The sequence below is a fragment of the Pseudoalteromonas sp. ABE4_541 genome (assembly GCF_056312285.1).
On sequence record NZ_JBSVEM010000010.1, the window covers coordinates 77,822 to 91,863 of the forward strand.

8 protein-coding genes are annotated in these 14,042 nt (G+C 43.1%); all 8 read right to left on the minus strand.

Features of this window, described 5'->3' with window-relative positions; genetic code table 11:
* Positions 1 to 122: 122 nt before the first annotated feature.
* Positions 123 to 383 (minus strand): hypothetical protein, encoded by a 261-nt coding sequence (locus ACW689_RS11545; RefSeq protein WP_476291469.1) that lies wholly within the window; start codon positions 381 to 383, stop codon positions 123 to 125.
* Complete coding sequence (locus tag ACW689_RS11550; protein WP_476291471.1) at positions 380 to 715, minus strand: hypothetical protein; 336 nt, start codon at positions 713 to 715, stop codon at positions 380 to 382. Before ACW689_RS11550 ends, ACW689_RS11545 begins: the two co-directional genes overlap by 4 nt.
* A 40-nt stretch (positions 716 to 755) precedes the next feature.
* Entirely contained in the window at positions 756 to 1,343 is a 588-nt protein-coding gene (locus ACW689_RS11555) for a rhomboid family intramembrane serine protease (protein ID WP_476291473.1), read from the minus strand.
* A gap of 35 nt (positions 1,344 to 1,378) precedes the next feature.
* Positions 1,379 to 7,063: a DNA repair ATPase gene (locus ACW689_RS11560; protein ID WP_476291475.1), complete on the minus strand. Its 5,685-nt coding sequence runs from the start codon at positions 7,061 to 7,063 to the stop codon at positions 1,379 to 1,381.
* 87 nt (positions 7,064 to 7,150) lie between these two features.
* Entirely contained in the window at positions 7,151 to 9,253 is a 2,103-nt protein-coding gene (locus tag ACW689_RS11565) for a flotillin family protein (RefSeq protein WP_476291477.1), read from the minus strand.
* Between the two features lie 44 nt (positions 9,254 to 9,297).
* Complete coding sequence (locus ACW689_RS11570; RefSeq protein WP_476291479.1) at positions 9,298 to 9,927, minus strand: DUF1449 domain-containing protein; 630 nt, start codon at positions 9,925 to 9,927, stop codon at positions 9,298 to 9,300.
* Positions 9,928 to 10,287: 360 nt separating this feature from the next.
* Positions 10,288 to 10,764: a transcription elongation factor GreA gene (gene greA / locus ACW689_RS11575; protein ID WP_476291481.1), complete on the minus strand. Its 477-nt coding sequence runs from the start codon at positions 10,762 to 10,764 to the stop codon at positions 10,288 to 10,290.
* Between the two features lie 46 nt (positions 10,765 to 10,810).
* Positions 10,811 to 14,029 carry a carbamoyl-phosphate synthase large subunit gene (gene carB / locus ACW689_RS11580; protein ID WP_476291483.1) on the minus strand — a complete coding sequence of 1,073 codons (3,219 nt, stop codon included), beginning with the start codon at positions 14,027 to 14,029 and terminating at the stop codon, positions 10,811 to 10,813.
* Positions 14,030 to 14,042 lie beyond the last annotated feature (13 nt).

Here is a 14,042-nt window from a genome sequence, read left to right on the forward strand (position 1 = left end):
ACTGTTATAGAGAGCATAAGGCATCTTCTCAACTGCTGAATATGACTTTTCAACAAACAAAAACACTGTTACCGATACTAAGTGCCATAGCGATTAAAAATTAACATTGCAGAAATTGCTGTTTATTGCTCTCGAATGATATGACCAATTGCCCTTATCGACATGGCAATCGCTTGATAAGGTAAATAGATAAGAAGCTCCAATAGCTCATACCAAGCACTTTCTTCCTTCTCACCTTCAGGCCATAGATGTTTTGCAAAAATATAGCCAACAGTGGCGCTTAGTAATATGTAAATATTAAAGCTATTAATGAATAGGTCTAGAACTAAATAGCAACTGATCACAAATACAAAAACGGATAAAACAACGCGAAGAGCAATCACAAATCTCGCTCTCTGTTATCTTGCAGTTTCTGCACGTTTCTTCCCCAACCATCAATGTCTGGTGTTGATAGTAAATATGAGTGAAAAGTTAAAATCCCGATATTCTTCCGTGTGTTTTCAGCCCAGAAAAGGCCTAAAACAAGACCAAGCAGGCACAAAGCATAAAGAACCGCTTGATTCATTTCTAATGCGCCATAATGAACCAGCATGACCCAAACGAACGCGAATATAACGGCAGGGCAAACAATCATCGTCAGATATAGCCAAGCAACACACAAAAAAGCAAAGAATAACAAATGCCATTCTAACGGCTTAATAATTAACTTTAACACCTTGCCTTACTCATCAAACATGTTACTCGTACTTAGCCATTTATCTAACACGAGATTTTTCGTAAGATACGCCCTTATTCTTAAACAAATAAGCAGCAACACCACCGCTAATAAAACCAAATAAATGGCTCGATGCACTGATGTTCTCACCGAAAGAAAATAAAGTACCCAATAGGTTAATTTGAAAATACTGTGTAACAGCCAGCAGTACGAGCGCAATAAAAAAGCTCCATAAATTGCGTCTAAAAATGGCGCTACCCATGATGAAGCCAAAATACCCCATTACTATACCCGATGCCCCCACATGAATAGCGTGGCTTGCAAAGAGCCAAACTAAAATACCCGTGAGTAAAAATATCACCACGGTAGAGCGTTTAAAGCATGGGAGTTGACTCGCCAAATAGCCACTGATCAATAACCCTAACGTATTGCCAATTAAGTGCTGCCAATCTCCATGTAAAAAAGGATAAGTAACCACCGACAAAAGATGAGATGTACTTTGCGGTACTAAGCCCAAGACATGAGTAGGCACCGGGATCACCGAGCCCACTATATGTACCAGCCACATCAGGGCGAGCATGATCAACACCCAACGAAAGTTACTTACTTTGGCAACATTTCTTATCATTTTGATCCTTCACTTTTGCACCTAATCTAGTGATATTATGGCAAGGGTTGTTTAGGTAACAAAGATTCAATTTCCTCACTATGCCCTTTCGCCTTCACCTCAGTGTTAGTTTGACAATCCACAGCACGAGGCTCAGGATGCATGTTTGCTTTACTTACTTTTTCACTCACAATGGCGTTTAGCATATTAGAGAGTTGTTCATCGTCAACACCTGAGCGCTGCGCATTTGCATGTTGAGCAGATATTCTTTGCTCTTGCACATGCGTAAGTTGCGCCAATACATTAGAAATCGTGCCCAATGCCTCTACAGTCGCCTTATTTTCGACAGGTTGCTGCGCCAAATGTGAAGCGCTTTCCATCAAAGAGTGAATATCCTTTGCGAGCCCTTGTAGTTCTCCCTTAATATCTTGACTTGTCAAGGCATTTGCCAACTTATCCATACTCTGGCTCAGTAAGTGAATATACAACTTTACAGACTTCCTTAATGTCTCATTTTGCGCTTTAAGCGCTTTTTCCATTGTTTGTTCTTTGTACTTTGATGTTGCTTCAACTGATTTACTGATCGAGTCAATCGCACCCGCTTGCCGTTGGCTACTTTGGCTCAGTGTTTGCGTATTTAATTCAATAGACGCCGCTAACTTATCAAACCCACTTTGGTAAGGCGCTGCGTTCAACTCACTCGCCAAAGTACGATTAAGTTCATCCAGTTTTTCAGCGATTTCATTGCTATTCGAACGACCTATCCATTGCGCTAACTGCTGAGTATAGTCATGACTGAGATTAGTTTTGCTCAATTTATTGGCAATTCCACTGAGCGCGTCATATACTAGCCCAAGCTGCTCGACAGCCATCATGACAGGGCTACCAGTGCTGTCTAACTTATTGGCACGACGGTATTCTTGTTTGATTTGCGCCCAACGTTGTTGCTCTTGCTCGCTCAACGTACCGCGTAATTCGGCTAATTTTAACAAGTTCTCTTCACTGCCCTTGCTAAGTGTTTGCGCCTCCCCCCGGTAGTGATCTTGCAGCAAGTTTTCGAGCTCTTGGTCGTTCATCGCGGCAACGACTTTTTCCGTCAACTTATTCATGTTGCGATAGCTACCTTGTAGCTTAAATGGCGGCTCCTCTCGGTACTTGTCATCTTGCGCTGCCGATGCTATGTACTGTGCATTTACTTTTAGCACGGTGTCTCTTAACCACATTAATTTGCGTAGTACCGACGTGATCTCGTTTGCTTCCGCTTGAGAATAACCATATTCCAACTCATTAAGTGAAATATCTTCTCCTTCTACTATGCGGATAAGCTTATACAAGTCTTGCATATTACGATTTGCCAAAGGGGCAAGTACGCGATTTGACGTTAAGCTGTTTTCAATAAAGCTCATGGCAAATTCCTGCTCACACCCTGCCAATGTATCGCCCAAGTTATAAATATCAGCGCGGTTGGCCAACATATCTGGAATTTTGAAGCTCTCACCCGACTCGGTATACGGGTTACCGGCCATTACTACAGCAAACTTTTTGCCTCGTAAATCATAGGTTTTACTTTGCCCGTTCCATACCCCGTCAATACGACGCGAGCCATCACACAATGAAATGAACTTTTGCAAAAACTCGGGATTGGTATGCTGAATATCATCCAAGTACAGCATCACGTTATTACCCATCTCAAAGCTTTGATTAATTTTTAAGATCTCTTTGGCTGCCGTTGCATTGATTGCCTGTGCAGGGTCTAGTGACACTTGATCATGGCCGATAGATGGGCAATTTACTTTCACAAACGTCAAACCCAAGCGGTTGGCAACATACTCAATTAATGTAGTTTTACCGTAACCCGGTGGTGAAATCAGTAACAACATGCCCATTAAGTCGGTGCGTTTGTTTTTTCCTGATGAGCCAATTTGCTTTGCTAAGTTATCGCCAATTAATGGGAAGTAAACTTTATCAATCAATTGGTTTCGTACAAAAGAGCTCAGTGGTCTGGCTTTAAATTCATCTAGCTGTAAACGCTGTTTTTGCTCAGCTAGTATCTTGCTTCTTAGTTGGTGGTAACGCTCAAACGCGGGGACTTGCTGGGTAATATATTGCGATGTACGGGCATTAAATTCGGCGAAATCAACTGGCAGAATCTGCGACTCAATAAGGCGATGCTGCCCCATTAGGCTTTCGACTTGATGCGTTACATTAGTTGTTAACGTTCTAAATTGCGCGCATTTAAGATGCGTTAATAAAGCGTAGTTAGCCGCTTCAGTTCTAATATGAGCACTGATTTGTTGCTGTTTAGCAAAGGCACTTATCCAGTTAAAGTAAAGAACGGCTTGTTGATCAATATCTGTTAGCGCTTCACAAGCACTTGCTAATTGCATTTCAAAGCCTTTTACTTTTGCTTCGTTGGCAAACTTTTCAGCGTATTCTTTCGCACTGGCCATCAGGGCAAAGCATGGTTTGCCATCCTCAGGTTGTACCGCTAGTTCATGGGCTAAGTACTCGGCAGTCAATGTCGAACTAAAGTCCGTCAATAGAGGAATATAACTAGGCAAGTTTGCCAAAAATTCATTGATGTATTTTTCAAACTGACTGCAAAGTGAGTTAATAAAATCGCCCGAGGAAAAATGTTGCTCCATCAATAAAGCATTACGCGCTTGGTGACAAAGTGTTTTGAAGGTGTTCTCACACAATTGCAGTATATACAGTTGCGCAACAACTCGGCAGCTAGCCGGATATATCAATAAATCTAAATGTTTTTTCTGCTCTAGAAGTACCGTTAAAATTGCACAAGCGTCATGATCATGAATGCCCTTTTCGTAGCCTTCTTGATAACGTGGTTCAGCAAACTTCTGCACCAAACGCAACAACTCACCTTGCTCAAGCGCATCCAATAAGTCTTTAAAGGTAAGAGTATTATCAGAGTTGTTCGCTGTAGCTAGAATTTGTGCCGCAAGATATTCGCCACGATACACTTCATCACTTTCGGAAACCAATGTTTGCTGCCATAAATGGCGCGTCGCCTCTAAAGTCTCTAACGCTGCTTGGTCATCAATTGGCTCAAAATAATCTGTGCCTGTCAGATGCAGCATTAGTTGCTCGTCACGCGGCAGCAGAGTTAAATCAAGTACTTGCTTATTCACGCTAAATGCGTGTTTACCGATGCTCACGGTGTTACCACCATCGGTATAGATATCTTGCTTATCACGCAGTGAACGTATGCCTTGATCTTTGCAGGCTTTGAGTTTGGCTTGAATATCTTCGGCGCGAACTTCGTTCCCCAATGCTTTGAGCTCGTCGGTCAGCGAACGCAGTTTGCTTATCATCGGATCAGCAGCAAAATAAGTGTTTAACTCATCCAATTCGTTAAAGCTTTGCGCACGGCGCGTCACCCCTTGCAATATACGCTCAGCGGCATTTGCAAGGTTAAGCGCTCTACGCTGGCTTTGGTCGTTCAAGCTTTGTTTATGCGCTTCGAAACTTTCATATACATCATCACGTTTAGCGACAATCTCAGCTAAAAACTCGTCAAAATCACTAAACTGAGACTCTAATTCTTCCAATTGGATAAGCAATCGAGATAGTTGCTCGTCACAGGCTTGTGGTGTTTTTGCATTGTTTAAGCCATTGGTAATGCTTTGTGAAAAGAGCTTAAAGCGTGCAGCAAACTCAGCTTTTGCTTCGACACTGCCAAGGCTTTTTTGTTTTATTTGAATATTGGCTTTTGCTCGATTAACCAAAGCATAAACTGCGCTGATGTCCTCTAAGATTTTGGTGCGTACGCGACTGTCTTCGATTTCTAAATCAAGCATGGTGTGGTTGAGCAAGTCTAACTCTACGCTTTGCTCGTCCAACTCAGATACATACTGTTTTAGCTCAGTCACACTGTCGCTTTGTTCACTCAGCTGCTCAAGTTCAGCAAGCTTTTGATGATAAGGCTGTAATGCTTCATCGTTTTGTAAAAACTTGGCGGTTGCCAAGCTTAGGGATTCTAGTTGCGCACTGATACCTGATTTAATGGTATTTAACGCGCTGATATCGATAAATTTAACGTCTTCAAGGCCAATCACCTTGCCTGTTAACAGCTTGAGTGCATCTAACCCAGCAACAAACTGTGTCGCCTCTTTAAAACTATCTGGGCGTATTTCGCGACTCACCGTTTGATATTCGTTTTCTATATTTACGACGGCTTGTTTGGCTTTATCTCGGATCTCAGATATTTTTTCAAACTCATCAAGAACTTGCTCTGAAGTTTCAAATATCTGATGAAGCGTTTGTTGAATGAGAGAAAATGCGTCTTCACTGAGCCAATGATATCTGTCGAAAATATTCCGTGATAAAGAAATCAAATCTTCATAGTGATAGGCACTGGGATTTTGCTCATTAATTGCTTTGTGCACACTGTAAAGATCTGAAAGGCCCCTAACCAAATCTGGATTGCCTATCTTGCCTAACATTGACGTGGCTGCTGGTGCATTGGCGGCAAATTCCGCGGATACAAATGCACTATGCCAAATTTGAATTGGGTGAATGCGCTCTGGCGCTTCATTGTCAGCTTTGAATGTAAGCGCAGTGCCATCGTCATACAAGCCATAACCATGGCAATAAATTGGGTTTTGGAGATTTTTCTCTATTAAGTTATAGGCGTACAGCGCATAGCGGCCCTCGTGTGGCTCGTAAAATACATACAGTACGTCTTCTCCATTTGGAGACTTTATCTGACGATGAAACTCTAAGTTGTCGGTTTTATCCTCAAAATAACGTGTTTGGCCAGATTGTAGATAGTAGCCACCAGGATAAATAATACCGTGATCGTCAGGTAAACTCACACACGCATCACCAATCGCGTCTTGACGCAAAACCTGGTTAGAGCGGCTATTAAAAATAAAATACCGCCATACTTTTTCTCGATAGGGTAATACCTTGAGCAGTACAAGATCGCCTAGCAATGCGTATTCAATGGCGCAATCTGCTAAGGATTGGTTTTTGTCTTCAACAGGCTCTTGATAAACCCCTTCACCGTCTTCAGTATTATTTTCTACTTTGATGGTCAGGTTGCCGCCTAACGTTTCGACAAAAACTTTGTCGGCGAGGTTCACGTGAGGAAAACGGCCTTCCACATGATGAGATCTATCTGTCTGTAGCCATTCAAAGTCATAGTCTTGGCCTGTTTGAATGTCTCTCTCACCACGATTATCAATGTAGTTAATGGTATTATCTGGGTCTATTTGCCAACGAAACACTTTGACATCGCTCAGCTTTTCGCCAATTTGAAACAACGCGAATAACTTGCCATTATGCTGATATAAATGCTGAAGCTTCGCTTCTTTGTAATATGTATAAAGCTCCTCAAAGTCTCTCAAGAACCGTGCATCGGTTAAAAAACGAGTCTCATGAGGATATGGCTCAATTTCAAAATGTTCTTCCTGTGACACTAATTTATGAACGCTAAACACATCGCTGATATGGATGTTTTTCTTTAAGCCAATAAATACGTTGTAAGCAAAAATGACTTTATCGCCAACAATCACGATATCTCGCGGAATACAATTATGCTCTGTACGCACGCGTACCCTACCCGCCACTTTTAATTCACTATTGCCAAATTCGGCTACGCGCTGTTTGTTCAGCTCATCTACGTGCGTTTTTAGCTCAGAACCAAAGTTACTTAGGCGCCGTTTGATCAATTCGTAAGAGCCTTGTTCAAGGGCTTGTTGTTGCGTTGCGTCCGTCATTAATACATTCCTGTCGTCAATTAGTCATGAGTTGATTGGCGTGTTGCCACCTAATGAATTAGGTGGCTGGTCGAGATAGTTGCAGATTTACTCTTTTACTTCGATTGGTTCTGCACCATTGGTAGAGCCCATGTTAGATTTAATTAGATTCATCAATTGGCTTTTTTCTGCATCGGTGGTGTTATTGGCAAGTTGACTTAATAACTTACTCATATTGATATTTTTCAGCGTTTCAGCAGAGCCGTTGGCTCCCGCTAGTAAGCCTTTCATATCTTCGATGAAGTTGCGCTCACCTGACAAATGGTCCTTAAAGACTTTTTGTACTGTGTCACTTTCATCTACTAGACCATCTATCGATTTACCTAAGGTGATTGCACCCATAAATTGCTTTAAGAACTGGCCATCACCACCCATGATATTAATATCGGCATTGCTCAACGCGTTGCTTAGCACTTGTGCTTGATGTTCAGCAATGTCTTTATTTGCACTGATCTGAGCAAGTGTTAGCTCCCTTTGTTGATTCAACTGCATCGTAAAGCTCTCGTAGTCACGGGCTTCTTGATTCATTGCATTCAAGGCATTGAGTTTTTCCTCTAAGCCTTTCGCTTCAGCCGACATTCTACGCTCTAGTGCAGCGGCTTCTGCTTCACCTTGTTTCTCAACCGCCTCAGCCATGGCCGTTTGAACTTGTGCATCCGCCAAGCCAATCTCTCGTTTACCTTGCGCTTCTGCTTCAAGCTTCTTACGTAGCACTTGCGCTTCTGTGTCACCATGCGCGGCATTTGCCTCAGCTTTCGCTTTGATCACATCCGCTTCCGCTAAGCCTTTCGCTGCTGTTTCAGCTTGCTCTGCTTGCGCTAGGATCTTCTTAGACTCGGCTTTTTGATTTGCTATGCGCAGTTCAACTTCTGCCATTTTCTCAAGCTCACGGGCTTTAAACTCTGCTGCTTGCTCTTGTGCTTTAGCTGCTTCAATGTCTTTAACTAATGCTTCTTCCGCTTCGGCTTTAGCACGTATGATTAACGCTTGCTTGTCACGTTCCGCAGCTGCAACCACTTGCACATCTTTAATACGCTCTTGCTCTTCGGTCACGGTCTTTTCAACCATCACACGGTCACGCATCACATCAGCAATTTCTTTACGCTCAACTTCTAACGCCTTTTCTTTGTTAATGCGCAAGATGTCAGTTTCGCGTTCACGTTCTATCACTTCAATTTCTCTAGAGCGCGCCACTTTTTCTTCTTCAATGGCTAACACACGTAAACGGTTTTGCTCTGCAATATCCAACTCACGCTGCTTGTTTTGCTCTGCAATTTCGATAGCTTGCTCTGTTTCAAGGCGCGCTTGCTCAGCCTTTAATCGCTCTTCTTGGCGAACACGCTCAGCCTCTGCATGCTCTCGCGCTTTAACGGTTTCAATTTCACGCTTTTGGCGCGCCATGGCATCTTCTTTTTGACGTTCAATTTCGAGCGTCTTTTCTGTCGCCGCTTGATTTTGAATTTCAATTTTTGCTTTTTCATCGCACTTAAGCTGATTCGTCGACACGTTTTGCTCAGCTGTCATTTCAGTAATACGACGAATGCCTTCCGCATCTAGAATATTCTGCGGGTCAAGTTTCGTTAAAGAAGTTTGCTCTAAGTAATCAATCGCCACATCTTCAAGGGTATAACCTGACAAGTCCTGACCAATTACTTCTTTGATTTTGTCTCTAAATTCATTGCGATGCGTAAATAACTCTACAAAGTTAAGCTGTTTACCCACTGTTTTAAGAGCTTCAGAAAACTTCGCTTCAAAAAGCTCTTGTAGTGTTTCAGGCTCTGAGGCACGTGCACAGCCCACTTGCTTTGCAACACGTAAAATGTCTTCTTTGTTCTCGTTAACACGAATGTAAAAGGTAATCGCGATATCGGCACGGATATTGTCTTTACAAATTAGGCCTCCTTTATCACGTCGCTCCAGCACCATACGCTTAGTAGATATATCCATCACTTCCATTTTGTGAATGACGGGATAAACGATGCCACCTGTGGTGGTCACATCCGGCTCATTTTTCATTTTATTGATGATTAGTGCCTGACCTTGATCTACCTTGCGATAGAACTTTCCAATCATAAGTACGATGGCAAAAATCACTAATAACGCGATCCCTGCTATGGTAAAAACTGGCGTTAAATTACTTATAAAGTCCATGTTTTAATCCTAACTAAATTATTTATTGTCGAAATTCGTTCACATTACCAAGGCTTGGCAGCAATAACGTAACTGTGTGTGTCTTTGTTGTGTTCAATGAGAAGTGCTGTATCGCCAAGCGTAAAAGCGCTCTGATCATCATCAACTCTCACTTCTATCAGCTGTTCAGCACCTTGGAAGGTCACTCGCGCTTGGCCAAATGAATTCGTCACTTTGGATGTAGCAATAACACACTCCATACCGAGCATGTCATTTTTACTGGCGGTTTCTTTACTATCAAAAAAGCGACGCAAAGGCCTTGCAAAGATTGCGGCCAATGGTAAAGCAATAAATACACTCGCACCTATCATCCCTGCACCGACTAAATAGAAAACAATGCCATCGCCTAGCAGATAAGAAAACAGCGCATGTATATAAATGCTCACCAACCAGCTAAGCATTATAACCAAAGACAGTGATACCGTTATTGGTAAATCGCCAAAACCAAATTTGAATACGGAGTTTGACGTATTAGCGTCTCCATCTGTTGCTTCAACATCTAGTTCTACATCGCCGTCAAGCAAATCAATGTCGGCAAAACCAAACAAAGTGATTAGCCAAAAAAACAGGATAATAATTAGTAGAACGCTAAAAACAACCGTGGGAAAGGTAAAAGCGGTATTGATATAGTCCATAAATTTATATTCCTAGTTCCATCTCATTCACTCACTATACATTGTGAGGGACTAAGAATTTTACTGATAATTTCTCACATTGCTAGATAAAGTTAGTTACCGCTTTGCTGGGTGAATATTTAATCAAGCAATGGGATAAAAAGACATAATATGTCTGTTTCTTAAATTCACACAAAGTGCAAACTTGGTCAAGACAAAGTGTCTTTTATCGTGAAAGTTTGTGAATTCATCCCCAAATGCCGTTTCTAAAAACTAGGGCACCTACTCGTTAACTTAGATACGCGGTAGGCTGAGTTTTGATAATAAACGGGCATAAAAAAACCGAGCAAAAGCTCGGTTTTTATCTAAGAAATGAGTAAGTTAGATATACTCAACTTCGATGATTTCATACTCTACAGTGCCATTCGGCGTTTGAATATTCGCTGTATCGTCTAACTCTTTACCAATTAAACCACGGGCAATTGGCGAATTCACAGAGATTAAGTTGCTTTTAATGTCTGCTTCATCATCACCAACAATGCGATATTTTACTTCTTCGTCCGTGTCTACATTACAAATAGTCACTGTTGAACCAAAAATCACTTTGCCGTTGTTTTGCATTTTGGTTACGTCGATCACCTGAGAGGTTGAAAGCTTAGCTTCAATCTCTTGGATACGACCTTCACAAAAGCCTTGTTGTTCACGCGCTGCATGGTATTCAGCGTTCTCTTTTAAGTCACCGTGTTCACGCGCTTCGGCGATATCGGCAACAATTTTAGGGCGAACAACCGATTTTAAATGGTTAAGTTCTTCACGAAGCAACTGCTCGCCTCGTACTGTCATCGGAATTGATTGCATAACTGTCTCACTTGGTACCAAGACCGAATGGCCTTGGCGTTAGTCCTTAGTTCAATCGTTGGTGTAGCTCTTGTACAGAATTTACTGTGCCTCTGTCATCTGCCGCGTGGGCGATACAGTTAGCAAACGCTGCATTTAGCGTGGTGGTATAGTTTGTCTTATGCTGCAATGCACCACGACGCAACACCTTCGAATCTTCGATCGCTTGGCGACCTTCAGTGGTATTTACTATGTAGCTGTACTCACCATTTTTGATTCTATCAAGAATGTGAGGACGGCCTTCATATACCTTGTTTACACGGCGTACTTCAATGCCCGCTTCTTCTAGCGCTTTGGCAGTACCATTCGTTGCATCTAGCTCAAAACCAATCTCTTTCATGATTTTAGCAAGTTCAACGATACGTGACTTGTCACCATTACGCACAGATAGTAGCGCGCGACCACCGCGTGGTAAAGCGTTACCTGCACCTAATTGGGCTTTTGCGAACGCATCGGCGAAGTTTTCACCAACACCCATTACTTCACCCGTAGAACGCATCTCTGGGCCACGAAGTGGATCAACACCTTGGAACTTAGCAAAAGGCAATACAACTTCTTTCACGCTGTAATAAGGTGGAATAACTTCCGCTGTCACGCCTTGGCTTGCCAATGATTGACCCGCCATACAACGCGCTGCAACTTTCGCTAGCGCTACACCGGTCGCTTTCGATACGAATGGAACCGTACGTGCCGCACGTGGGTTAACTTCGATTAGGTATACCTGACCATCTTTTACCGCAAACTGGGTATTCATCAAGCCTACAACGCCAAGCTCAAGCGCCATGTCTGTCACTTGCTTGCGCATCACATTTTGAATGTCTTCAGATAATGAGTGCGCTGGCAATGAACATGCTGAGTCACCTGAGTGAACACCTGCTTGCTCGATGTGTTCCATAATACCGCCGATGATAACTTGTTCACCGTCACAAATCGCGTCAACGTCCACTTCGATTGCATCGTCTAGGAAACGGTCCAGTAGCACTGGCGCTTCATTTGAGGCCGATACAGCTTCCGTCATATAACGGCGTAAATCGTCTTCGTCATACACGATTTCCATCGCACGACCACCCAGTACGTATGAAGGGCGTACAACCAGTGGGAAGCCAATTTCTTGCGATTTAGCTACCGCTTCTTCAAGTGAAGTAACGGTTGCGTTTTCAGGCTGAAGTAAGTTCAAACGCTCAACCATTTGCTGGAAGCGCTCACGGTCTTCAGCACGGTCGATTGCATCCGGTGAAGTACCAATGATTGGCACACCATTCGCTTCAAGTGCACGAGCAAGTTTAAGCGGTGTTTGACCACCGTACTGAACAATCACGCCTTTTGGCTTTTCAACACGTACGATTTCTAATACGTCTTCAAGGGTGATTGGTTCAAAGAATAATCTGTCAGAAGTATCATAGTCTGTTGATACTGTCTCTGGGTTACAGTTCACCATGATGGTTTCGTAACCGTCTTCACGCATTGCCAGCGCTGCGTGTACACAACAGTAATCGAATTCAATACCCTGACCGATACGGTTCGGGCCACCACCAATAACCATGATCTTGTCTTTGTCAGATGGATTTGCTTCACACTCTTCATCGTAAGTTGAATACATGTAAGCTGTATCGGAGCTAAACTCTGCCGCGCACGTATCAACACGCTTGTACACTGGCACAATGTTTAGTTGGTGACGCTTTTTACGAATTTCTTTTTCAGACACACCTGCAATTTCAGCGATGCGTGCATCGGCAAAACCTTTACGCTTCAAGCGGCGCAAGAAGTCTTTGTTAAGACCCGCAAGGCCCACTTCAGCAATGGTCGCTTCATCTTTGATGATGTCTTCGATTTGAACTAGGTACCAACGGTCAATCTTAGTAAATTCAAATACTTCTTCAACGCTCATACCATGACGCATTGCATCTGCAACGTACCAAATACGCTCAGCACCAGGTTCACGAAGTTCGCGAATGATGGTTTCTCTTGCTTTCGGGTCATCCAGTGCAACAATTGGGTTAAAGCCCGTTGCACCCACTTCTAAGCCGCGTAATGCTTTATGAAGTGATTCTTGCTGGTTACGACCAATCGCCATCACTTCACCCACAGACTTCATCTGCGTTGTTAAGCGGTCATTTGCACCGGCAAATTTCTCGAAATTAAAGCGCGGGATCTTCGTCACAACGTAATCAATTGACGGCTCAAATGACGCTGGTGTTGCACCACCGGTAATGTCATTTTGGAGCTCATCAAGCGTGTAACCAACCGCCAACTTTGCAGCAATTTTTGCAATTGGAAAGCCTGTTGCTTTCGAAGCAAGTGCCGAAGAGCGCGATACACGAGGGTTCATCTCAATGATAACCATACGGCCATCATCTGGGTTTACACCAAACTGAACGTTTGAACCACCTGTTTCTACACCAATTTCACGCAAAACAGCCATCGAGGCGTTACGCATGATTTGGTATTCCTTATCAGTTAACGTTTGTGCAGGCGCAACCGTGATTGAGTCACCTGTGTGTACACCCATTGGGTCAAAGTTTTCAATTGAACAGACGATGATGCAGTTATCGTTTTTATCACGAACTACTTCCATCTCGTACTCTTTCCAACCGATTAAGCTCTCGTCAATTAAAAGCTCACTGGTAGGCGAAAGATCTAGACCTCGTGCACAGATCTCGTCGAATTCTTCTTGGTTATAAGCAACACCACCACCAGTACCACCCATCGTAAATGACGGACGAATAATACATGGGAAGCCGATGCGAGAAAGTACATCATGCGCTTCATCCATTGAGTGTGCGATTTCAGCGCGAGGACACTCAAGGCCAATGTTCTTCATAGCCGCGTCAAAACGCTCGCGGTTTTCAGCCTTGTCGATTGCATCAGCTGTTGCGCCAATCAGCTCAACGCCGTGTTTTGCCAACACACCGTGCTTATCTAAGTCTAGCGCACAGTTTAATGCAGTTTGACCACCCATAGTTGGTAGTACTGCATCTGGCTTTTCTTTTTCAATAATTTTTTCAACAACTTCCCAGTGAATTGGCTCGATGTACGTCGCATCTGCCATTTCTGGGTCGGTCATAATTGTTGCAGGGTTAGAGTTAACAAGGATAACTCGATAGCCTTCTTCTCTTAGTGCTTTACACGCTTGCGCACCTGAGTAGTCGAATTCACACGCTTGGCCGATCACGATCGGGCCTGCGCCTAAGATAAGAATGCTTTGAATATCAGTACGTTTTGGCATTATAACTCCACTC